Origin of the sequence: Nocardioides sp. YR527 (assembly GCF_900101045.1) — a bacterium.
Taxonomy (GTDB): Bacteria; Actinomycetota; Actinomycetes; order Propionibacteriales; family Nocardioidaceae; genus Nocardioides.
On sequence record NZ_FNFN01000002.1, the window covers coordinates 221,342 to 242,613 of the forward strand.

General features: G+C 68.0%; 23 protein-coding genes. 4 read left to right on the forward strand and 19 right to left on the reverse strand.

Annotated features, from left to right (window positions below):
* Nucleotide 1: 1 nt before the first annotated feature.
* From nuoL to BLT25_RS05600, 19 genes are all read right to left on the reverse strand, one after another.
* Nucleotides 2-1,867, reverse strand: coding sequence for an NADH-quinone oxidoreductase subunit L (nuoL, locus tag BLT25_RS05510; protein ID WP_091042993.1), 1,866 nt, complete (start codon nucleotides 1,865-1,867; stop codon nucleotides 2-4).
* Entirely contained in the window at nucleotides 1,861-2,166 is a 306-nt protein-coding gene (gene nuoK, locus BLT25_RS05515; RefSeq protein WP_008356449.1) for an NADH-quinone oxidoreductase subunit NuoK, read from the reverse strand. The genes nuoL and nuoK overlap by 7 nt, the downstream gene beginning before the upstream one ends.
* Nucleotides 2,163-2,879 carry an NADH-quinone oxidoreductase subunit J gene (locus BLT25_RS05520; RefSeq protein ID WP_091042995.1) on the reverse strand — a complete coding sequence of 239 codons (717 nt, stop codon included), beginning with the start codon at nucleotides 2,877-2,879 and terminating at the stop codon, nucleotides 2,163-2,165. Before BLT25_RS05520 ends, nuoK begins: the two co-directional genes overlap by 4 nt.
* Complete coding sequence (gene nuoI / locus BLT25_RS05525) at nucleotides 2,879-3,556, reverse strand: NADH-quinone oxidoreductase subunit NuoI (RefSeq protein ID WP_091042998.1); 678 nt, start codon at nucleotides 3,554-3,556, stop codon at nucleotides 2,879-2,881. Before nuoI ends, BLT25_RS05520 begins: the two co-directional genes overlap by 1 nt.
* Entirely contained in the window at nucleotides 3,553-4,848 is a 1,296-nt protein-coding gene (nuoH, locus tag BLT25_RS05530) for an NADH-quinone oxidoreductase subunit NuoH (protein ID WP_091043000.1), read from the reverse strand. The genes nuoI and nuoH overlap by 4 nt, the downstream gene beginning before the upstream one ends.
* Complete coding sequence (locus BLT25_RS05535; protein ID WP_091043002.1) at nucleotides 4,845-7,058, reverse strand: NADH-quinone oxidoreductase subunit G; 2,214 nt, start codon at nucleotides 7,056-7,058, stop codon at nucleotides 4,845-4,847. Before BLT25_RS05535 ends, nuoH begins: the two co-directional genes overlap by 4 nt.
* Nucleotides 7,037-8,350: an NADH-quinone oxidoreductase subunit NuoF gene (gene nuoF / locus BLT25_RS05540; protein WP_091043005.1), complete on the reverse strand. Its 1,314-nt coding sequence runs from the start codon at nucleotides 8,348-8,350 to the stop codon at nucleotides 7,037-7,039. The genes BLT25_RS05535 and nuoF overlap by 22 nt, the downstream gene beginning before the upstream one ends.
* On the reverse strand, nucleotides 8,343-9,110 hold the full coding sequence (gene nuoE, locus BLT25_RS05545; protein ID WP_091043007.1) for an NADH-quinone oxidoreductase subunit NuoE: 768 nt from the start codon (nucleotides 9,108-9,110) through the stop codon (nucleotides 8,343-8,345). The genes nuoF and nuoE overlap by 8 nt, the downstream gene beginning before the upstream one ends.
* Nucleotides 9,107-10,420 carry an NADH-quinone oxidoreductase subunit D gene (locus BLT25_RS05550; RefSeq protein WP_091043010.1) on the reverse strand — a complete coding sequence of 438 codons (1,314 nt, stop codon included), beginning with the start codon at nucleotides 10,418-10,420 and terminating at the stop codon, nucleotides 9,107-9,109. The genes nuoE and BLT25_RS05550 overlap by 4 nt, the downstream gene beginning before the upstream one ends.
* On the reverse strand, nucleotides 10,417-11,022 hold the full coding sequence (locus tag BLT25_RS05555; RefSeq protein WP_091044277.1) for an NADH-quinone oxidoreductase subunit C: 606 nt from the start codon (nucleotides 11,020-11,022) through the stop codon (nucleotides 10,417-10,419). Before BLT25_RS05555 ends, BLT25_RS05550 begins: the two co-directional genes overlap by 4 nt.
* 23 nt (nucleotides 11,023-11,045) lie before the next feature.
* Complete coding sequence (locus BLT25_RS05560) at nucleotides 11,046-11,600, reverse strand: NuoB/complex I 20 kDa subunit family protein (protein ID WP_091043013.1); 555 nt, start codon at nucleotides 11,598-11,600, stop codon at nucleotides 11,046-11,048.
* Nucleotide 11,601: 1 nt separating this feature from the next.
* A complete protein-coding gene (locus BLT25_RS05565) occupies nucleotides 11,602-11,958 on the reverse strand; it encodes an NADH-quinone oxidoreductase subunit A (protein ID WP_091043014.1) in 357 nt (118 codons plus the stop codon).
* A gap of 209 nt (nucleotides 11,959-12,167) precedes the next feature.
* A complete protein-coding gene (locus tag BLT25_RS05570) occupies nucleotides 12,168-13,241 on the reverse strand; it encodes a hypothetical protein (protein ID WP_091043017.1) in 1,074 nt (357 codons plus the stop codon).
* A gap of 194 nt (nucleotides 13,242-13,435) precedes the next feature.
* Nucleotides 13,436-14,476 carry a hypothetical protein gene (locus BLT25_RS05575; protein WP_091043018.1) on the reverse strand — a complete coding sequence of 347 codons (1,041 nt, stop codon included), beginning with the start codon at nucleotides 14,474-14,476 and terminating at the stop codon, nucleotides 13,436-13,438.
* Nucleotides 14,477-14,634: 158 nt separating this feature from the next.
* Entirely contained in the window at nucleotides 14,635-15,285 is a 651-nt protein-coding gene (locus BLT25_RS05580; RefSeq protein WP_091043021.1) for an HD domain-containing protein, read from the reverse strand.
* The gene (locus BLT25_RS05585) at nucleotides 15,269-16,246 is read right to left on the reverse strand and encodes a hypothetical protein (RefSeq protein ID WP_143033641.1); all 978 of its coding nucleotides are present in this window, start codon (nucleotides 16,244-16,246) and stop codon (nucleotides 15,269-15,271) included. The genes BLT25_RS05580 and BLT25_RS05585 overlap by 17 nt, the downstream gene beginning before the upstream one ends.
* A gap of 218 nt (nucleotides 16,247-16,464) precedes the next feature.
* Nucleotides 16,465-17,136: an ankyrin repeat domain-containing protein gene (locus tag BLT25_RS05590; protein WP_143033642.1), complete on the reverse strand. Its 672-nt coding sequence runs from the start codon at nucleotides 17,134-17,136 to the stop codon at nucleotides 16,465-16,467.
* A gap of 19 nt (nucleotides 17,137-17,155) precedes the next feature.
* Nucleotides 17,156-17,845: a demethylmenaquinone methyltransferase gene (locus BLT25_RS05595; RefSeq protein ID WP_091043028.1), complete on the reverse strand. Its 690-nt coding sequence runs from the start codon at nucleotides 17,843-17,845 to the stop codon at nucleotides 17,156-17,158.
* Between the two features lie 38 nt (nucleotides 17,846-17,883).
* A complete protein-coding gene (locus BLT25_RS05600) occupies nucleotides 17,884-18,465 on the reverse strand; it encodes a hypothetical protein (protein ID WP_091043031.1) in 582 nt (193 codons plus the stop codon).
* Between the two features lie 104 nt (nucleotides 18,466-18,569).
* Between BLT25_RS05600 and BLT25_RS05605 the strand changes: the two genes are divergently transcribed.
* From BLT25_RS05605 to BLT25_RS05620, 4 genes are read left to right on the forward strand one after another with little or no spacing between them, the layout of a single operon-like run.
* Complete coding sequence (locus BLT25_RS05605) at nucleotides 18,570-19,820, forward strand: isochorismate synthase (RefSeq protein ID WP_091043034.1); 1,251 nt, start codon at nucleotides 18,570-18,572, stop codon at nucleotides 19,818-19,820.
* Between the two features lie 9 nt (nucleotides 19,821-19,829).
* Nucleotides 19,830-20,321 (forward strand): hypothetical protein, encoded by a 492-nt coding sequence (locus tag BLT25_RS05610; protein WP_091043037.1) that lies wholly within the window; start codon nucleotides 19,830-19,832, stop codon nucleotides 20,319-20,321.
* A 24-nt stretch (nucleotides 20,322-20,345) separates the two neighbouring features.
* Entirely contained in the window at nucleotides 20,346-20,978 is a 633-nt protein-coding gene (locus BLT25_RS05615) for an MBL fold metallo-hydrolase (protein ID WP_091043039.1), read from the forward strand.
* The gene (locus BLT25_RS05620; RefSeq protein ID WP_091043041.1) at nucleotides 20,978-21,256 is read left to right on the forward strand and encodes a YciI family protein; all 279 of its coding nucleotides are present in this window, start codon (nucleotides 20,978-20,980) and stop codon (nucleotides 21,254-21,256) included. The genes BLT25_RS05615 and BLT25_RS05620 overlap by 1 nt, the downstream gene beginning before the upstream one ends.
* Nucleotides 21,257-21,272: the final 16 nt, after the last annotated feature.

The following is a 21,272-nucleotide window of genomic DNA, read 5'->3' on the forward strand; positions in this document are numbered from 1 at the left end:
GTCAGCTCACCACGATCAGGGCCAGGGCAACGAGAACCGTGCCACCGAGGACGGAGAGGGCATACGAACGTACGTAGCCGGTCTGTGCCTTGCGGAGCTCACCGGCGATCGCCGCGAGGGCGATCGGGCCACCGCTCATCAGGCCGTCGACGGCGTACTTGTCGGTCGCGAGGGTGCCGCGGACGACCGCCATCCCGGGCGGCACCACGACGTCCTCGACGTGCGGAACGTGCAGGTAGGGCGTCGGCGCGGTCGTGACCGGGCGACGTCCGAAGACGAACCCGGCGGCCGCGACCCCGATCGCGACGACCAGCACCGCGAGGACGGAGGTCGCCCAGACCGGGAGCGGACCGTGGTGCTCGGCGGGGCCGGCCGCGACCACCGGCTCGAGCCAGTGCTCGATCCAGCCGCCGAGCGCGAAGACGCCACCGAGGACCGACAGCGCCGCGAGGACGACGAGCGGACCGGTCATGATCCGCGGCGACTCGTGCGGATGTACGCCCTCGGGCCAGCGCTTGCGGCCGAAGAAGGCGAGCATCATCAGGCGGGTCATGTAGAACGCGGTCACACCGGCGGCCAGGAGGGCGATGATGCCGACCAGCCAGCTGTCGGCGAAGGCGACCTCGAGGATCTTGTCCTTGGACCAGAAGCCGGCGAACCCGGGGAACCCGATGATGGCCAGGTAGCCCATCGAGAAGGTGAGGAACGTGACCGGCATCGCCCGACTCAGGGCGCCGTAGTGCTTGAGGTTCACGTCGTCGTTCATGCCGTGCATCACCGACCCGGCACCGAGGAACATGTTGGCCTTGAAGAAGCCGTGGGTGAGCAGGTGGAAGATCGCGAAGGCGTAGCCCGGCCCGCCCAGCCCGGCGGCGAGCATCATGTAGCCGATCTGGCTCATCGTCGAGCCTGCCAGGACCTTCTTGATGTCGTCCTTCACACAGCTGACCGCAGCACCCCAGATGATCGTCACCAGGGCGACGACCACGACCGCGGTTGAGGCGGCCTCGGCGGCCTCGAAGATCGCGCTGCTCCGGACGATGAGGTAGACGCCCGCGGTCACCATCGTCGCCGCGTGGATCAGCGCCGAGACCGGGGTCGGGCCCTCCATCGCGTCCAGCAGCCAGCCCTGCAGCGGCACCTGGGCGGACTTTCCGCAGGCACCGATCAGCAGCAGGATGCCGAGCCAGTTGAGGGTGGTCGTGGTGGTGTCGCTGACGTCGATCGCCGAGAACGACGTCGACCCGAAGGTGACGAAGCAGAGCGCGATCGCCAGGCTCAGGCCCATGTCGCCGACGCGGTTCATCACGAACGCCTTCTTGGCAGCGGCGGCCGCGGACGGCTTGTACTGCCAGAAGCCGATCAGCAGGTAGGACGCCAGACCGACGCCCTCCCAGCCGAGGAAGAGGCCGACGTAGTTCTCCGCCAGCACCAGCATCAGCATCGCGGCGAGGAAGAGGTTGAGGTAGCCGAAGAACCGGGTGCGCCGCTCGTCGTCGGCCATGTAGCCGACCGAGTAGATGTGGATCAGCGTGCCGACACCGGTGATGAGCAGCAGGAACAGGCTGGAGAGCTGGTCGTAGAGCAGGTCGAAGCCCACGTCGAGGGAGCCGGTGTCGAACCAGGTGTAGAGGTGCTGGACGACCTGCCGGCTCTCCTCGTCGCGACCGAGGGCGGCGATGAAGAGGACGACGCTGAGCACGAAGGACGCTCCGGCGAGCCCGACCGCGAGCCAGTGCCCCACCCGGTCGAAGAGCGCCGGTGCCAGCGGCCGTCCGATCAGGATCAGGGCAGCACCGGCGAGGGGCAGCGCGATGACCAGCCAGATCAGCGTGAAGACGCCGCTGGCCTCGACAGGATTTACCACTTGAGCATCCTTGGCTCGTCGACCGAAGCCGTGTTTCTGGTGCGGAAGATGGTCATGATGATCGCCAGCCCGACGACCACCTCAGCGGCCGCGACGACCATCACGAAGAACGCGGTCACCTGCCCGTCGAGGTTGCCGTGCATCCGACTGAACGCCACCAGGGCGAGGTTGGCCGCGTTGAGCATCAGCTCGACGCACATGAAGACGACGATCGCGTTTCGCCTGGTCAGCACCCCGATCGTGCCGATCGTGAAGAGGATGGCGGACAAGATGACGTACGCCGTGGTGTTGTCTGTCATTCGCCCTGCCCCTCGTCAGCCGATCCGTTCGAGTTGCCTCCGGCGAGGATCGCCGGGACCGACTTCGTGCTCTGCGAACCGTCCGGCAGCAGGGCCGGGGTGTCGTTGCTGTTGTGCCGCGCGAAGGTGCCCGGTGGGGGCAGCGGGCCGAGGTGCTTGCCGCTCTTCGCGTAGTCGGCGACCCGCTTCTGGGCCAGGTCGGTCTGGCTCTGCTTCGGGTCGATCCGCTCGCGGTGGGCCAGCACCATGGCGCCGATCGCGGCGGTGATCAGCAGCGCACTGGTCGCCTCGAAGGCGATCACGTAGCGCGAGAAGAGGAGGTCGGCCAGGCGTTGTACGTTGCCGCCCTCGTTGGCGCTGGCCAGCCCGCGCATCGTGGCGATGCTCGCCTGGCCGACGCCCGCGATCAGCGTCGCGCCCAGCGCGACCCCGAGGACGACGGCGAGCACCTTCTGCCCGGCGATCGTCTCCTTGAGCGTGTCGGAGGTGTCGACGCCGACCAGCATGATCACGAACAGGAACAGCATCAGGATCGCGCCGGTGTAGACCACGATCTGCACCGCGAACAGGAACGGCGCCTCCAGCGTCGCGTAGATCATCGCGAGCCCGACCATGACCACCGCCAGCGACAGTGCGGCGTGGACCGGCTTGCGCGCGAACAGGAGGCCCATCGCCGCGATCACCGTGACCGAGGCGAGGATGACGAAGCTCATCAGTGGCCCCCGTTGGTTGAGCCGCCGGAGCCGCTAGGCGAAGGCGTGTCGAAACCAACACGGTCCCCTGCCGCGCTCGATCCGACTGTGTTGGTCTCGACACGCTCGGCCGCAGGCGGCCGAGGGTCTGAACGAAGTGGCCCTCGACCAGCGGCCGGCTCGGGCGCGTAGTAGGAGGTGTCGTCGTTGCCGAGGAACATCGGGTGCGGAGGCGCCTCCATCCCATCCTCGAGCGGCGCGAGCAGGTCCTGCTTCTCGTAGATCAGGCTCTCGCGGGAGGTGTCGGCGAGCTCGTACTCGTTGGTCATCGTCAGCGCACGTGTCGGGCAGGCCTCGATGCACAGCCCGCAGAGGATGCAGCGCAGGTAGTTGATCTGGTAGACGCGGCCGTAGCGCTCGCCGGGGCTGTAGCGCTCCTCCTCGGTGTTGGGCGCACCCTCGACGTAGATCGCGTCGGCCGGGCAGGCCCACGCGCACAGCTCGCACCCGACGCACTTCTCCAGCCCGTCGGCATGCCGGTTGAGCTGGTGCCGGCCGTGGAATCGCTCCTCGGTCGGCTCCTTCTGCTGTGGGTACTGCTCGGTGACCGGCTTCTTGAACTGGGTCCCGAACGTCACCGCGAACCCGCTGACCGGGTCCCAGAAACGCTCCTTGAACGAGCGGTCGTCGTTGCTCACTTGGCCTCCTCAGGAGAGGGAAGAATGCGTACGCCGTTGGTGGCTGTCGACACAGCCGGAGGTCCGAACACCAGCGGCTGCGCGGCACCCCGCACGGCCCCGCCCTGCGGCAGGGTGGGCGTGGGGAAACCGCCGGTCGGTTTGGTGACCTGGGCCTCCTTCTCCGGTAGCCGGTTGAGGAAGCCGAGCACGACGACCACCGTGACGGCCAGACCGAAGCCGAAGAGGATCCAGTTGGGGCTGAAGCCGCCCTCGATCGCGGCCATCTTGATCACCGCGACGACGACGATCCAGGCGAGGCTCGCCGGCAGCAGCACCTTCCAGCCGAGGAACATGAACTGGTCGTAGCGCAGCCGCGGGAGCGTGCCGCGCAGCCAGATGAAGACCCAGATGAAGAAGAACATCTTCAGGAAGAACCACAGCACCGGCCAGTAGCCCTCGTTGGCGCCGGCCCAGACGGTGCCGAGGCCGAGCGGGGCCCGCCAGCCGCCGAGGAACAGCGTCGTGGCGAGTGCGCTGACGGTGGCCATGTTGATGTATTCGGCCAGGAAGAAGAGCGCGAACTTCAGGCTGGAGTATTCGGTGTGGAACCCACCGACCAGCTCACCCTCGGCCTCGGGGAGGTCGAACGGCGCGCGGTTGGTCTCACCGACCATCGAGATGCAGTAGATCAGGAAGGACGGCAGCAGCAGGGCGCCGAACCACCAGTCCTCCTGCGCCGCGACGATCTGGCTGGTGGACAGGCTGCCGGCCATCAGGAAGACGGTGACGAGGGCAAGTCCCATCGAGACCTCGTAGGAGATCATCTGGGCGCTGCTTCGCAGTCCCCCGAGGAGGCTGTAGGTCGAACCCGAGGCCCAGCCACCCAGCACGATCCCGTAGATGCCGATGCTGGCGATCGCCATCACGAACAGCACCGCGACCGGCATGTCGGTGAGCTGCAGCGGCGTCTGTACGCCGAAGAAGTTGACCTCCGGCCCGAACGGGATCACCGAGAACGTCACGAACGCGGGCACACAGGCCAGGATCGGCGCGGTGATGAAGACGATCTTGTCGGCCTTCTCCGGGGTCAGGTCCTCCTTGAGCGCCAGCTTCACGCCGTCGGCGAGGGATTGCAGCAGACCGAACGGTCCGTGCCGGTTGGGCCCGATGCGGTGCTGCATCCGGGCCACGACCTTGCGCTCCCACCAGATGTTGAAGAGCGTCAGCACGACGCAGACGACGAAGACGAGCAGGACCTTGATCGCGATGATCCACCAGGGGTCCTGGCCGAACTGCTCCAGCCCGTTCACTGCTGCGCTCCCTCGATGGTGACGGTCGAGCCCGGTGAGGCCAGATCCGCCCAGACGCCTCGCCCGAAGCTGTTCGTCGGCACCCACACGGTGTTGTCGGCCAGCTCGGCCGCCATCGCCGGGAGGGTCCAGCTCCCCCGGTCCCCGGTGATCGTCACGACGTCACCGAGCTCCTCGTGGAGCGCGGCAGAGATGCGTACGAACGCCGGTCGCGCGGTCGCGGCCAGCGCCTTGTCGCCGCTCTGCAGCGTCCCGTTGTCGAGCATCAGGCGCCAGGTCGCCAGCCGAACCCCCGCCGAATCGGTAGTTGTTGCAGCCGAATCGGTAGTTGTGGGTGACCATTCGACACTTTCGTCCGCCACTTCTGCGGACTCGGCGTCCACAAGTGCGAACTCGGCGGTGATGTGCCCGAGGACCTCGGCGTCCGAGTAGGCCGCGGGCTTGTCGAAGACCTGGGTGAACGGGCGGCGGCGGCCTTCCCAGGTGACGAAGGTGCCGGCCTTCTCCGAGGCGGCGGCGACAGGGAGTACGACGTCGGCGCGCTCGGTCACCGCGGTGATCCGCTGCTCGAGGCTGACCACGAAGCCGGCCTGGTCGAGGGCTGCCAGGAAGGCGGCGGGGTCGGCGGTGTCGTCGGGGTCGACGCCCGCGACCAGCAGTGCGCCGAGGTTGCCGCGGACGATGGCCTCGGCGTCGAGACCACCGTCGCGCGGGAGCAGGTCGGCCTCCACCGCGCCCCGGTCACCGGCACGGCGCGGCACCCAGGCGAGCTTCGCGCCGGTGCGGTCGGCGAGCTCGGCAGCGGCGGAGTAGGCGCCGGGGCTGGTCGCCAGCCGCTCGCCGACCAGGATCACCGAAGCCTCGGTGACCCCGCTGACCTGCGACAACGCGTCCTTCTCGGCACCGGGAGCGGTCAGGACGACCTCGGCTCCGAGCTTGCGAGAGCCCTCCGAGGCGTACGGACTGAGGGTGGTGATCCGCAGACCCTTGCGGTTCGCCTTGCGCAACCGCAGGAAGAGCGTCCCGGCCTCGTCCTCGGGCTCGAGGCCGGCCAGGACGACGTGGTCGGCGGCATCGAGGTCGGCGTAGGTGACCGAGGTGCCTGCGACCCGTGAGCGCAGGAAGCCTGTCTCCTCCTCCGACAGCGGCCGCGAGCGGAAGTCGATGTGGGGAGTGCGCAGGGTGTCGCGGGCGAAGGTGGCGTACGCCTTCGCATCCTCCAGCGTCAGGCGACCACCGGGCAGCACACCGACGGAGCCGGCACCTGCCAGCCCGGCGGCGGCGACGGCGACGGCCTCGAGCCAGGACGCCGGCCGGAGCTCGCCGTCCTCACGGACCATCGGCGAGGTGAGCCGGTCGCGGACGGCGTAGCGGAAGCCGAAGCGGTCCTTGTCGGAGATCCACTCCTCGTTGACCTCCGGGTCGTTGCCTGCGAGGCGGCGCATGACCTTGCCACGGCGGTGGTCGATGCGGACCGCGGCGCCGCAGGCGTCGTGCTCGGCGACACCGGGGGTCGAGACCAGGTCGAAGGGCCGCGCCCGGAACCGGTAGTCGTCCGAGGTCAGGGCGCCGACCGGGCAGATCTGGATGACGTTGCCGGAGAAGTAGGACGAGAACGGCTTGTCCTCGGCGATGCCGATCTGCTGCTGCGCGCCGCGCTGGATCAGCGCGATCCCCGGGTCGCCCGGGATCTCCGCGGCGAAGCGGGTGCAGCGCTGGCAGACGATGCACCGCTCACGGTCGAGCAGCACGTTGGGCGAGAGGTTGATGGGCTTCGGGAACGTACGCTTCGTCCCCTCGAACCGGGTCTCACCCTGCCCGTGGGACATCGCCTGGTTCTGCAGCGGGCACTCGCCGCCCTTGTCACAGACCGGGCAGTCCAACGGGTGGTTGACCAGGAGGAACTCCATGATCCCCTGCTGCGCCTTCACGGCCGTGGAGTTCTGCGTCTCCACCACCATGCCCTCGGCGACCGGGATCGTGCAGGAGGCCTGCGGCTTCGGGAAGCCGCGGCCGTTGCCGGCGTCGGGGATGTCGACCAGGCACTGCCGGCAGGCACCGACGGGCGCGAGCAATGGATGGTCGCAGAAGCGCGGGATCTCGATCCCGGCCTCCTCGGCCGCCCGGATCACCAGCGTGCCCTCGGGCACGCTCACGTCATGTCCGTCGATCTTGACGGTCACTTCGGTCACTGAACTGCCTCCGCCCATGCCGTCGACTTCTTGGCGTCGAAGGGACATCCACCCTGCTCCAGATGGGCCAGGTATTCGTCCCGGAAGTACTGGATCGAGCTCGTGATCGGGCTCGTCGCGCCATCACCGAGCGCGCAGAACGAGCGGCCCAGGATGTTGTCGCACTGGTCGAGCAGCAGATCGAGGTCCTCGGGCTTCCCGTCGCCCTTCTCCAGCCGCTCCAGCACCTGCACCAGCCACCAGGTGCCCTCGCGGCACGGGGTGCACTTGCCACACGACTCGTGCTTGTAGAACTCCGTCCACCGCAGCACCGCGCGCACCACGCAGACGGAGTCGTCGAAGATCTGCAGCGCCCGGGTGCCGAGCATCGAGCCGGCGGCGGCCACGCCCTCGAAGTCCAGCGTCACGTCCAGGTGCTCCTGGGTGAACAACGGGGTCGAGGAGCCACCCGGGGTCCAGAACTTCAGCTCATGCCCCTCGCGTACGCCCCCGGCCAGCTCGATCAGCTTGCGCAGCGTGATGCCGAGCGGTGCCTCGTACTGCCCCGGCTTCTTGACGTGACCGGAGAGCGAGAAGATCCCGACGCCGGCCGACTTCTCGGTGCCCATGCCGGCGAACCAGTCGGCGCCGTTCTTCACGATCGCGGGCACCGAGGCGATCGACTCGGCGTTGTTGATCACGGTCGGGCTCGCGTAGAGACCGGCGACGGCCGGGAACGGCGGCCGGAGCCTCGGCTGACCGCGGCGCCCCTCGAGGGAGTCGAGCAGCGCGGTCTCCTCACCGCAGATGTAGGCCCCGGCACCGGCGTGCACGACCAGCTCGAGGTCGTAGCCGGAGCCGTGGATGTTCGTGCCGAGATGGCCGGCCTCGTAGGCCTCGCGCACCGCGGCGCGCAGCCGCCGGATCACGTGCAGCACCTCGCCACGTACGTAGATGAAGGCACGCTCCGCACGGATGGCGTAGGAGGAGATGATCACGCCCTCCACGAGCGTGTGCGGGCTCGCCATCATCAAGGGGATGTCCTTGCACGTGCCCGGCTCGGACTCGTCGGCGTTGACCACGAGGTAGCGCGGCTTGGGGTTCTCGGGGTCGGGCGCGGGCAGGAAGCCCCACTTCACCCCGGTCGGGAACCCGGCGCCACCGCGACCGCGGAGACCGGAGTCCTTGACCATCGTCTGTACGTCCTCGGGGGCCATCCCCAGAGCGACATCGAGCGCGTCGTAGCCGCCCTGCTCGGCATAGGCGGGCAGTGTCCAGGCCCGCTCGTCGGCCCAGTTGGCGGTCAGCACGGGAACAAGTACGTCACTCATTGGACTTCCCCTCGCTGGTCGAGCCGCCGGAGCCGCTAGGCGGAGGCGTGTCGAGACCAACTCGGTCGCTGTCGGCGCTCGATGGGACTGTGTTGGTCTCGACGCGCTCGCTGGCGCGAGGGTCTGAACGAAGTGGCCCTCGACCAGCGATGGCGATATCAAGCCCCGCAAGCGACGCTGCTCCGGCCGCGGGCCCCTCGTCGACGAGCCCGTCCTCGAAACCGGCGAGAACCCGCTCGGCCTCGCGCCAGCTCGTGATCCGCGCACCGCGCGAGGCCACGACCTCGCGGCCCTCACGCAGGTCGTCGACCAGCTGTGAGGCCGACTCCGGGGTCTGGTTGTCGAAGAACTCCCAGTTGACCATCACCACCGGCGCGTAGTCGCAGGCCGCGTTGCACTCGATGTGCTCGAGCGTGATCGCGCCGTCCGCGGTGGTCTCGTCGTTGCCCACCTCGAGCTTCTCGCGCAGGCAGGCGAAGATCTCGTCGCCGCCCATCACCGCGCACAGGGTGTTGGTGCAGACGCCGACGTGGTGCTTCCCGACGGGATGACGCTTGTACATCGTGTAGAAGGTCGCCACCCCGCTCACCTCGGCGGGAGTCAGCCCCAGGACCTCGGCGCAAGCGTCGATCCCCTCGGGCGTGACCCGTCCTTCCACCGACTGCACCAGATGGAGCATCGGCAGCAGGCCGGAGCGGGCCTGGGGGTAGCGAGCGGCGATCTCGCGCAGCTCGTCGTAGGTCTCAGCAGCAAGCGTCATCGGTCGACGCCTCCCATCACCGGGTCGATGGACGCGATCGCCACGATCACGTCGGCCACCATGCCGCCCTCGGACATCACGCTCGTGGCTTGAAGGTTGGTGAACGACGGGTCCCGGAAGTGGACCCGGTAGGGCTTGGTGCCGCCGTCGCTGACCACGTGGGCACCGAGCTCTCCGCGCGGCGACTCGATCGCTGCGTACGCCTGGCCGGCTGGCACCCGGAAGCCCTCGGTCACCAGCTTGAAGTGGTGGATCAGCGCCTCCATCGACTCGCCCATGATGTGGCGGATGTGGTCGAGGGAGTTGCCCTGGCCATCGGGGCCGACGGAGAGCTGCGAGGGCCAGGCGATCTTCTTGTCGGCGACCATGACCGGCGCACCGTCGAGGTCGGCGAGCCGCTTGAGCGCCTGTTCCATGATCCGCAGCGACTCCCACATCTCGGCCAGCCGCACCCGGAACCGCCCGTAGGAGTCACAGGTGTCCCAGGTGATGACCTCGAAGTCGTAGTCCTCATAGCCGCAGTAGGGCTGGGTCTTGCGCAGGTCCCACGGGTAGCCGGTCGACCGCAGGATCGGGCCGGTCAGCCCGAGCGCGAGGCAGCCCTCCAGGTCGAGGTAGCCGACCTGCTCGAGGCGGCCCTTGAAGATCGGGTTGGCGTTGCACAGCGCCGCGTACTCGGTCAGGCGCTTCTTCATCAACTCGATGAACTCGCTCACCCGCGCGACGGTGCCCTCCGGCACGTCCTGGGCGACGCCGCCGGGACGGATGTAGGCGTGGTTCATCCGCAGCCCGGTGATGAACTCGAACAGGTCCAGGCACAGCTCACGCTCGCGGAACCCGATCGTCATCACGGTCAGCGCGCCGAGCTCCATGCCGCCGGTCGCGATCGCCACCAGATGGGAGGAGATCCGGTTGAGCTCCATCAGCAGGACCCGGATGACCTCGGCCTTCTCCGGCACCTCGGCACCGATGCCGAGCAGCTTCTCCACCCCGAGGACGTACGCCGTCTCGTTGAAGATCGGGGACAGGTAGTCCATCCGGGTGACGAACGTGGTCCCCTGCGTCCAGGACCGGTATTCCATGTTCTTCTCGATGCCCGTGTGCAGGTAGCCGATCCCGGCACGCGCCTCGGTGACCGTCTCGCCCTCGAGCTCGAGGATCAGTCGGAGCACACCGTGGGTCGAGGGGTGCTGCGGCCCCATGTTGACGACGATCCGCTCGTCCTTGACGTCCTTGAGGGCGTCGGTCAGCTCGTCCCAGTCCTGGCCGGTGACGGTGAACGTACGTCCCTCGTCCTCTGTCGTCGTCATGAGTAGCTCCTCCGGGTGTCCGGCGGCGGGATCGTCGCGCCCTTGTATTCCACCGGGATCCCGCCCAGCGGGTAGTCCTTGCGCTGCGGGTGGCCCGGCCAGTCGTCGGGCATCAGGATCCGGGTGAGTCCGGGGTGGCCGTCGAAGACGATCCCGAACATGTCGTAGGTCTCCCGCTCGTGCCAGTCGAGCGTCGGGTAGATGCCCACCCCGCTCGGCACGTGCGGGTCCTCGTCGGGGGCGGAGGTCTCCACCCGCACCCGGCGGTTGTACGTCATCGAGAGCAGGTGGTAGACCGCGTGCAGCTCCTTGCCCTGGTCATCGACGTAGTGCACGCCGGAGACGCCCGAGCAGAGCTCGAAGCGCAGCTCGTCGCGGAGCACCTGCAGGACCTCGAGCAGCCGCTCGCGGCGCACGTGGAAGGTCAGCTCGCCGCGGTGGATGACCGCCTCCGCCTCGGCGAAGGCCAGCGCGTCGGCGATCTCCTTGAACCAACCGCCGTAGGGCTGCACGCCGACGTCGCTGGTGCGGCTCGGCATCGCGTGCTGGCGGGTGAGACCGGCATAGCCGCTGGTGTCGCCGGTGCCCTGCACGCCGAACATGCCACCGGGCTCGTCGTTCTCACTCACCGCAGAAGTCCCGTCTGGTCGATCAGCGGCAGCTGGCGCAGCGCCGCGGTCTCGTTGGCGACCTCCTCGTGCTCGGCGTTGACGCCCAGCGAGGTGCCCTGGATCTTGTCGTGGAGCTTGAGGATCGCGTCGATCAGCATCTCGGGACGCGGCGGGCAGCCGGGGAGATACATGTCGACGGGCACGATGTGGTCGACGCCCTGGACGATCGCGTAGTTGTTGAACATCCCGCCGCTGCTGGCGCAGACACCCATCGCGAGCACCCACTTCGGCTCGGGCATCTGGTCGTAGATCTGGCGCAGCACCGGCGCCATCTTCTGGCTCACCCGGCCCGCCACGATCATCAGGTCGGCCTGCCGCGGGCTCGCCCGGAAGACCTCCATGCCGTAGCGGGCGAGGTCGTACTTCGGGCCACCGCTCGTCATCATCTCGATGGCGCAGCAGGCCAGTCCGAACGTCGCCGGCCACAGGCTCGCCTTGCGGAAGTAGCCCGCCAGGCCCTCGACGGTCGTGAGCAGAACCCCGCTCGGGAGCTTTTCTTCGAGACCCATGTCAGTCCCAGTCCAATCCGCCGCGGCGCCACACATAGGCGTACGCCACGAACACCGTCAGCAGGAACAGGCCCATCTCCGCGAGGCCGAACCAGCCCATCGCGTCGAACCTGACGGCCCACGGGTAGAGAAAGATGATCTCGATGTCGAAGATGATGAAGAGCATCGCGGTGATGTAGTACTTCACCGGGAAGCGACCGCCCAACGCCTGTGGCGTGGCCTCGATCCCACATTCGTAGGGATCCGCCTTGGCCTGGTTGGCGCGACTCGGTCCCACGACCGAGCTCATGACCACCGACCCGACCGCGAAGAGCGTCGCCAGTCCCGCCAACGCGAGCACCGGCACGTAGAGCTCCATCTCGCCTCCTACCCTGAGCCGGCCCACCCCAGATTGAGACTTTGTGAATAGAATCACAATGTGGGCCAACTCACATCCTGCCACTCCTGTGACGGATTGCAAGTGGGTTGGTGAAATGGCGCGCGGCACTTTCCCGCCATGGCGGGAATGTGCTGGCGCATCCGGCGGCAAACGTTTGCAGAATCACGCCATGGCGGGGTTGTGGCGGGTCAGACTTCGGCGCTGACTGCGGGTGTCGGCGTGTCGAGGAAGGCTCGGGGGATCACGACGATCCGCTTCTCGGCGTCTGTCAGCGACGCCGGCAGTCCGTCGGGCCGGACCTGCACCATCTCGTACGTCACGGTGTGCTTGGTCATCCGGCGCAACTTCAGCCATCCCGAGGGCCAAGCAACGCTTCCCCACGGCCCTTGGATCTCGAGCCACTCACCCATCGAGCCGACGACGGTCCCGCCGACGGCGTACATCCCGGACATCCGGCCCTCGCCGGAGAGTAGCCAGATCAGGGGGTTGAGCAACACCAGCACCAACCAGAAGATTGCCATCCGGTAGGAGCCACCGGCCAGTAGTAGCAGGATGTTGAGAGCGAACACAGCCGGAAGCAACCATGCCGTGATGCCGAACTGCGCTCGCAGCCACGCCCGGACGAGCCGCCACCGCAGCGCACGATCGACGACGATCGGCTCCCCGAGCATCGGAGTCTCCCGCGATTCCCGGCCTGCCCTCGCCGCCAGTTCGCGCCTGATCGCCGGCCCGATGAGCTGGGCCGGGAAGTCGATCGACCGCGCCACCTCATCAGGCCCGGCCGGAAGATACGCCGGTACAGCCAGCGCCTTCGGGCCGCCCTGTCGACACCGCACGAGCACCGGCCCGACCTCGACCTGCGTCAGCCCCGACCAGGGATAGAAGGCGAGTCGCCTGAGCGTACGCATGCCCAGCCCGCTCTCCGTCGCCCATGCGACGAGAGTGGCTCCAACAGGGAACTCGCGCTCCACGCGGCGAGAGACTGTCCGCAGCGGCGTCGTCAGCGAAAACGCCAGAAAGACGACTCCGATAGCGGCCATCATCCCGAGTTCAACGGCCTCGCCAACGAGTCCCGGACCAAGGCCCGGATCATGCATGCCGAACCAGAGGGCGCCGGTCAGCAACACGGGCAGACCCAACGTGAGGACCCAGTAGGGCCGGCTCCGCAGCCGCAGCCCTACCAGCGCCCGCTTGAGCCGACGCTGGTCGTCGATCGTGACGGTCCAGTCCGTCACCGATCCCGGCACCACATCCACGTCCACGAACGGCTCCCCTCAGCATCCCCACAGTCCAGAGTCGGCGCAGCGTACCGAATACCCGGGGTGGGATTGGGCGATTCCTGGACTGGAATCGCCTACCCGCAACTTCCCCGCACATGAGCGAAAGTTTCGTACGCCCCGAGCCCAGGTCGTGCCAGAACTCCACATGTGCACGGATGTTGCGGGGTTGTGGCGGGTCAGACTTCGGTGCTGACTGCCGGCGTCGGCGCGTCTAGGAAGGCTCGGGGGATCACGACGACCCGCTTGTCCAGGCTGGCCATCCCTCGGCGTGGCCGGTTCTGCACCACCTCGTACGCCACGGTGTGCTCTGTCATGCGGCCTTGCCTGAGCCACCCGTGGTGCCAGGCGATGCTTCCCCACGGGCCCTGGATCTGGACATACTCGCCCACTGATCCGACAACTGTCGCGCCGATCGGGTACATGCCCGAGATCTGCCCGTCGTCACCTCGCAGCAGCGCCACTGAGGTGAGCACCAGAAGCACCGTCCAGAGGATCGCCATCCGGTAGGAACCATCGATCAGGCTGATCGTGCACTGGAGGACGGCGACCGCCGGGAGCACCCACAGGATCAGGCCCATCTGCTGCCGCATCCATCCTCGGCTGAGTCGCCGATGAAGCGCGCGATCGATCACGACCGGCTCGCCTGGCAGCGCCGGCTCCGCCGTACGTCGGCCCGCTCCCATCCTCAACTCCCGGGCGATCTCCGGACTGATCAGCTGGACCGGGAAGTCCACCGACCTCGTATGTTCTTCGGGCCCGGCCAGGAGCGATACAGGCGCCACCGACCGCCACCGACCGACCGGCTGCCCGAATCGCACGAGCACAGGCCCCTGATCGACCTGCGTGAGCCGCGACCAGGGATAGAAGGCGAGACGGATCGGCGTACGAACGCCAACGCCTGACGCCGTCGCCCAGGACGTGAACGTAGCGCCTACCTGGAAGCCACGCTCGACACGGCGGCGTACGGCACTCAAGCCACCTGCATGCACGACCACGAGGCTCGCCACCATCACTGCCACGAACGTCATCGGCTCGGGGCTCGGGATGACCCAGGCCCACAGAAGAATTCCGGCGCCGATCGGCGGGATCGCCACCCCGACGATCCAGAAGCCAGGACTCGCCACCAGCGTGTTGAACTGAGCCCGCTTGAGCCGCTGCTGGTCCGCGAGGGTGACGGTCCAGTGGGTCACGGAGCCAGGCAGCGCATCCACATCCACGAGCGACTCCTCAGCATCCCCGCAATTCGGTCGCCGAAGCGTAGCGAATACCCGACGAGGGATGCGCTGGAACTTCCCCGCACATGCACGAAGATTCCGTACACCACCCACTCAGGTCGCGCCAGAAGCCCGCATGTGCGCGGTTATTGCGAGGGCGGTCAGTCGGGGTCGGGGCGGATCCAGCCCTTGGCGAGACCTGCTCGGACGATGGCGTCGGTGGCCTCCCCGAGGGTCGTCGAGGCGGCGACGACGCCGGCCTCACGCGCGCGGACGCGGGACTCGGTGGCGCCAGGCATGCCCCAGGTGCCGCCGCGGTTGAGCCAGTTGAGGAGCATCGGCTCGAGGCGGTCCATCGCCTTGCAGAAGCGTGCCTCGGGGGTCTGGGCGGCCTCGAACTCGTCCCACAGGGTACGGATCTGGCCGGCCTGGTCCGGCGGCAGCATCGTGAAGAGACGCTCGGCGGCGGCGACCTCGCGCTCGACCTGATCGACGACCGCGGCCGGGTCGAAGACCGGGCTGTCGCCGGCGTAGATCTCGATCATGTCGTGGATGATGACGAGCTTGATCGCGTGCCCTACGTCGATCGGCTCGTCGGCGTACTCGGCGAGCAGCAGCACCATCAACGCCAGGTGCCAGGAGTGCTCGGCATCGTTCTCCCGCCGGTCGGCCGCTGCCAGCGGCGAGGCGCGCAGGATCGTCTTGAGCTTGTCGGCCTCGGCGATGAACTCCAACTGCGCCCGCAGCCTCCCGCCGATCTCGTCAGGGAGCGGATTCAGGTCGATGATCAGGTCCTCACGCGGGTCGTCCATACCCCGACTCTCTCACCCGCCCCGGGCGGGACGGTCGGCACCCGAGTTGATCGAGGACGTCGTTGGGGACCAGATCTGCCGGGACCATCTCCCATTCCATCCGTGCAGTCCGGCTCGGATAGATCAGCGCTGTCCCTCGGCGGCGTGCGTCGCGCAGCAGCGCCCACGGGATCAGCCGCTCGTCCAGCGCGGTCACAAGTCTGATCCCGAGGTCATCGATCCGAACCGAAGTCGAGAATCCGACCGGAAACATCACACGCGCTTGGTGGCGGGGCATCCACCAGAGCACCCAGACCTCCGCACCGAAGAGGACGACGAGGACGAGCCACTGCGTCGTCAACCACCCGTCACCGGCGAGACCCGTCGATATCCCGACTGCTACAGACCCGACAACGACAACCGCAAGCATCACCTGGGTGAACAGAATGACGGGCTTGACGAGGATCGCCAGCCACGCGTCACGCCCCAGGCGTCGCTGGACCTCCGCCGTCATCACGATGGCGCGCGCGGGTTGCACCTGATTGGACCGCGGAAAGGCCAGCGCTGAGGGTTCCACGGTCTCGGCCGGCGCCGGGATACGAAGGCGTCCAACATCCTCAGCACCCAGCAGGTCTCCTGGCACCCACGAACTGTTGAGTCTCCACACCAGGTTCGCTAGGAACGTGGTGGAGAGTGAGCCTGCCCGCTCCTCGATCCGGAGAACCGTCGCGCTGCTCGGACCGGTGACGATCTGGTCCCAGCGGCGAAACGTCTCACCCAGAGCGTTGGAGACTCGGAGACCGGCCGCGTCGGACTCAGCATACGCGGTCACACCGATCGGGTACGCCTCTCGTATCTGCTTGCCGACTCTGGACGAGACCATCGCCACGCAGAGAAGGGCCAGCGCAACCGCGACCACCGCCAGTACAGCCAGTCCGGTCCGATCCACCGGACCGATGGATCGAGAGTCCTCGCTCAGCACCCACGGCACGCTGCACAGCAGCCAGAGCCCGAGAGCGATCGCGCCCGCACGTACGAACGTTGCTCGTGTCCAGAGCGAGACTCTTCTCGCTGCGCGGACGAGTTGCCGCTGACTCTGGTGAGTCACAACCCAGGAGTGCACCACGTACGGAGTGTGGCCGACAGAGCCGCGGCGAACATCGAAAACCGGAAACCCCGAGGGGTTTGTGGGCGATCTGGTCAGCGAACGGGGAGGGCGCGCTTGGAGCGGCTGACGTACGCCGAGCCGTCGGGCCCGACGACGGCGTAGGAATCGCCGATACGGGAGTTGTACTCCAGGTGGGCGCGACCCCAGAACATGCCGATCCGGATGCCGCCGTACATCCCCGGAGCGGTGAACCAGGCCTCGTCCGGGCCGCCCTCCTCGGAGATGAGCCGGACGTCGAACGTACGCAGCTGGTGCTCGCCACGGAACTCGGCGGTGAGCTCGGCGAGCGTCGCGTTCACGTGGTGGTTGACGCCCTCGAGGTTGTCGCCGAGCGGGGTGCCGGGGCGGAAGTAGGGGTCGAGCATGTCGAGCAGGTGCTCGTGACCGCGTCGCTTGGCGAGCTGGTAGGGCGTCTCGCCATGGGCAGTGGGGAGCGAACGAACCCCACCCAACGAGAGCAGCTCCTGGACGGTCTCCCGCGGCGCACCGAGGTAGGCGGCGTGGTGGAGCGGCGTGAACATCGACTCGCCGCCGATCTTCCAGGTGTTGACGCCGACCGTGTAGTCGTTGCGCACCTGCGAGAGCGCGCGGCGCCAGTCACCCTGTGCGGCCGCGTCGGTGAGCGAATCCCTGGCCTTGACCGCGGCGGGGCCGTAGGCCTCGCGAGGCATCAAGATCCCGTCCCATGGCAACGTGGAGGTCATAGTTGAACTTTCGCAGAGATCAGGCGATTGCGTGATGGAGTGCGACGATTCCACCCGAGAGATTCGTCCAGGTCGGCGACTGCCACCCCGCTGCGGAGAGCATGTCGGCGAGACCTGCCTGGTCGGGCCATGCCCGGATGGACTCAGCGAGATAGACGTACGCGTCCGGGGAGGACGATACCGCCCGCGCGACCGGCGGGAGGGCCCTCATCAGGTACTCCACGTAGAGCGTCCGGAACGGCTTCCAGGTCGGGTGCGAGAACTCGCAGACCACGATCCGGCCGCCGGGGCGGGTGACCCGGCGCAGCTCGCGCAGGCCGGCCGCCGGGTCGACGATGTTGCGCAGCCCGAAGGAGATCGTGACCGCGTCGAAGGTCGCATCGCGGTAGGGCAGCTTGGTGCCGTCGCCGGCCGTGAACGGCAGGTGCGGCTTGGCCTGCTTGCCGACCTGGAGCATCCCGATCGAGAAGTCCGTCGGCACCACGGAGGCGCCCGCGTCCAGGAACGGCTGGGACGAGGTGCCGGTGCCGGCGGCGAGGTCGAGCACGAGCTCGCCCGGCAACGGGGCGACGGCCTTGATGACCTCGCGTCGCCAACGTCGGTCCTGGCCGAGCGAGAGTACGTCGTTGGTCACGTCGTAGCGCTTGGCCACGGCGTCGAACATCCGACGGACCTCGCCGGGCTGCTTGTCCAGATCTGCTCGGGTCACGGGCTGATTCTGTCTTGGGTCGGTGTCCGGGACCGAACTCAGGCGAGCTTCTCGAAGATCTCGTCGGCGTACTTCGCCGCGTCCTTCTTCGAGGCGGCGGTCGCCTGGACGGTCAGGTCGTCGGACGCGTGGGAGCAGGTCGTCTGGGTCTGACCGGTCGACTGGTCGGCGCTGGAGTAGCAGACGTCGTCGCCCACCTTGGAGACCTCGCCACCGCCGTAGTAGGCGCTGCCGTCACCGGCGAAGGCACGGATCATCACGGACTTCTTCATGTCCTTGGTGATGTAGGTGCGCGTAGCCATCGAGAACCCGAGCGCGTCGGACACGTTGCGGTCCTCGGTCTTCGAGCTGGCAGCGTTCTGCTTGATGAACAGGTCCAGCTGCTCCTCGGACGCACCCTGCTTCTTGATCACGTCGAGGTCGTAGGAGGACTTCTCGTCCGCCGGCTTGTAGCCGCCCGACAGCGTCTCCGGGAGCGTGATCTTCACTCCCGAGTGGGATTCGGAGTCGCCAACCCACCGCGGCAGGCCGACGCCCAGCACGACGAAGAGGGCCAAGGCGATGATGCCGAGGGTGATGCCGTTCTCTGCGATGAACGACTGCTCTTTGTTGGTACTCACGCAAGCGCACGCTACAACCCACATGGTGATCTATGGCAACTGGGGCGGATGCCATACCTCACTTCGACTCGTCCTCGCCGACACCACGCCGATACGCTGGGGGCGTGAGTGAGTCTGAGCAGCAGTCCCTGGTAGCCACCACCGTGGCACTCGATGCCGGGTCGGAGACGCTCGACGACCTGCTCGCGCTGCTGCCCGCCCGCCGGCGCGTTCTGTCCTGGGTCCGCCACGGCGAGGGTCTGGTCGGCTGGGGCACCGCCGCCGAGATCCGTACGTCCGGACCGGAGCGGTTCGCGCATGCGACCAAGTGGTTCGAGGAGCTGGCGGCGGTCTCCACGGTCTCCGATCCGGTGCGCGAGCCCGGCACCGGCCTGGTCGGTTTCGGCTCCTTCGCCTTCTCGGACCTGCCGGGATTCTCCGTGCTCAAGGTGCCCGCGGTCGTCGTCGGTAAGCGCGGCGACGTCGCCTGGGTGACCACCGTCGGTCCGGCCGCGGCACCCCCTCCTCCGCTGACTCCGACGCCGGAGCCGGAGGCGCCGCGCGACGTCGTCTTCGCCGATGCGTACGTCGACGGCGAGCACTGGATGCGGATCGTCGCCGACGCCGTTGCCCGGCTCCAGGACGGAGACCTCGACAAGGTCGTCCTCGCCCGCGACCTGCTGGCAGCGGCCAGCGCCCCGATCGACATCCGTGCCGTGCTGCGGCGGTTGGCGGCTGCGTACCCGACCTGCTGGACGTTCCACGTCGACGACCTCTTCGGCGCGACCCCCGAGCTGCTCGTCCGCCGCGAGCGCGGCCTGGTCACCTCCCGCGTGCTCGCGGGCACGATCTGGCCGACCGGCGAGGAGAACCTCGACGACGCTCTCGCCGCGTCGCTGGCGGAGTCCTCCAAGAACCTCGAGGAGCACGAGTATGCCGCCAGGTCGGTCGCCGACGCGCTGGAGCCGCACTGCTCCTCGATGAACGTGCCCGACGCACCTTTCGTGCTGAAGCTCCCCAACGTGATGCACCTGGCCACCGACATCACCGGCGTGGCCAGCGACGGGGTCAGCTCGCTCGACCTGGCCGCCGCCCTGCACCCCTCGGCGGCGGTCGGCGGCACCCCGCGCGAGGATGCCGTCGCGCTCATCGCCGAGATCGAGTCGATGGAGCGCGCCCGCTACGCCGGTCCGGTCGGCTGGATGGACGCCACCGGCGACGGCGAGTGGGGCATCGCGCTGCGTACGGCCGAGATGATCGACGACCGTACGGCCCGCCTCTTCGCCGGCTGCGGCATCGTGTCGAGCTCCGACCCGGAGACCGAGCTGGCCGAGACCCAGGCCAAGTTCGTCCCGATTCGAGACGCACTGTCTTAACCTCCGTTCATGGAGAACTCGGACGGCCTCATCCGCACAGCCCTGCGCGAGGGAGAGGAGAACGCCGACCGGCTGGCGCGGACGCAGCTGCTCACGATCCCGTTCCTGATCGTCGCGATGATCTCGGTGCCGGCGTACCGGATCGTCCACGACGATGGTGAGAACGGCGACAGCTATGGCTTCTGGTCAGCGATCGCATGGTTGGGCGACCGCCCCGACGACGCCCCTGGCGCCTACCGGCTGCTGATCGTCGCTGCGGTGCTGACGCTCCTCTTCGCCGTGGCGGCCGCGGCGATGGGCCTCTACTTCGCCTACTCCCGGAGCAACCATCCCGCCGTCGAGATCGGGATCGCGATCGTCTCGGGGACGCTGCCGAGCGCCATCGCCGTGATCGGAGTGGTCGCGCTGCCCGAGGACTCCGCGGTGCAGATGGGCTGGGGTGTACTGCTTCCGGTCTTCCTCGGCCTGTGGCTCGCCAACATGGTCCGCTCCGACGTCTAACCCAGCCGCGATAGATTCGGCGGCATGAGGATCACGAAGTTCGGCCATGCCTGTGTCCGGATCGAGCACGACGGGGCGGTGGTGGTCGTCGATCCTGGCGTGTTCACCCAGCCCGAGGCGCTGGACGGCGCGACGGCGGTGCTGATCACCCACGAGCACCCCGACCACTACAGCCCCGCTCTCCTGGAGGGCAACGACGCTCCGGTCTACACCATCGGCGCGGTCGCGGCGCAGATCCTGAAGACTGCCCCCGGGGTCCACGAGCGGACCACGGTGGTGAAGCCGGGCGAGTCGTTCGACGCCGGGCTCCCGGTCACCGCGGTCAACGAGAAGCACGCGGTCATCCACGCCGATCTGCCGCACTTCGACAACTCGGGCTACCTGATCACCGCGGGCGAGCAGAAGCTCTTCCACCCGGGCGACGCGCTCGACGGCCCCGGCCAAGCCGTGGACGTACTCTTCCTGCCCGTCTCCGCGCCGTGGGCGCGCTCGAGCGAGCTGATCGACTTCGCCCGCGCTGTCGGCGCGTCCAGCACCGTCGCGATCCACGACCGGATCTACTCCGAGGCCGGCTCCGGTGTCTTCGACACCCAGGCGGCGGCGCTCATCCCCGCCGAGCGTGGCTACGTACGTCTCGCGGACGGGGCTGACCTCTGATGGCCCTCGTCGCGGTTCTGTACGCCTACAACGACCTCCCCGACGTACGCGCCGAGCACCTCGACGCCCATCGCGGGTTCCTGGCCAGCCAGGAGAACCTGGTCCTCTCCGGTCCCACCTCCGACGGTTCCGGCCTGCTTGTCTTCGAGGGCGAGATCGCCACGGTCGAGACTGCCGTGGACGACGACCCGTTCCTCGCGGTCGGGCTGATCAAGGAGCGCCGTATCTTCGAGTGGACCCCGGTCCTCGGTTCCTGGAAGACCCAGCTGGGCCTCTGAGAACCGGGGCCCTCGA

Coding starts and splice junctions, on each gene's coding strand:
- nuoK (WP_008356449.1), bottom strand. CDS start 2,166: ATGACAGACAACACCACGGCGTACGTCATCTTGTCCGCCATCCTCTTC.
- BLT25_RS05520 (WP_091042995.1), bottom strand. CDS start 2,879: ATGAGCTTCGTCATCCTCGCCTCGGTCACGGTGATCGCGGCGATGGGC.
- BLT25_RS05535 (WP_091043002.1), bottom strand. CDS start 7,058: ATGGGCGGAGGCAGTTCAGTGACCGAAGTGACCGTCAAGATCGACGGA.
- nuoF (WP_091043005.1), bottom strand. CDS start 8,350: ATGAGTGACGTACTTGTTCCCGTGCTGACCGCCAACTGGGCCGACGAG.
- nuoE (WP_091043007.1), bottom strand. CDS start 9,110: ATGACGCTTGCTGCTGAGACCTACGACGAGCTGCGCGAGATCGCCGCT.
- BLT25_RS05550 (WP_091043010.1), bottom strand. CDS start 10,420: ATGACGACGACAGAGGACGAGGGACGTACGTTCACCGTCACCGGCCAG.
- BLT25_RS05555 (WP_091044277.1), bottom strand. CDS start 11,022: ATGTTCGGCGTGCAGGGCACCGGCGACACCAGCGGCTATGCCGGTCTC.
- BLT25_RS05560 (WP_091043013.1), bottom strand. CDS start 11,600: ATGGGTCTCGAAGAAAAGCTCCCGAGCGGGGTTCTGCTCACGACCGTC.
- BLT25_RS05565 (WP_091043014.1), bottom strand. CDS start 11,958: ATGGAGCTCTACGTGCCGGTGCTCGCGTTGGCGGGACTGGCGACGCTC.
- BLT25_RS05580 (WP_091043021.1), bottom strand. CDS start 15,285: ATGGACGACCCGCGTGAGGACCTGATCATCGACCTGAATCCGCTCCCT.
- BLT25_RS05590 (WP_143033642.1), bottom strand. CDS start 17,136: ATGACCTCCACGTTGCCATGGGACGGGATCTTGATGCCTCGCGAGGCC.
- BLT25_RS05610 (WP_091043037.1), top strand. CDS start 19,830: ATGGAGAACTCGGACGGCCTCATCCGCACAGCCCTGCGCGAGGGAGAG.
- BLT25_RS05615 (WP_091043039.1), top strand. CDS start 20,346: ATGAGGATCACGAAGTTCGGCCATGCCTGTGTCCGGATCGAGCACGAC.
- BLT25_RS05620 (WP_091043041.1), top strand. CDS start 20,978: ATGGCCCTCGTCGCGGTTCTGTACGCCTACAACGACCTCCCCGACGTA.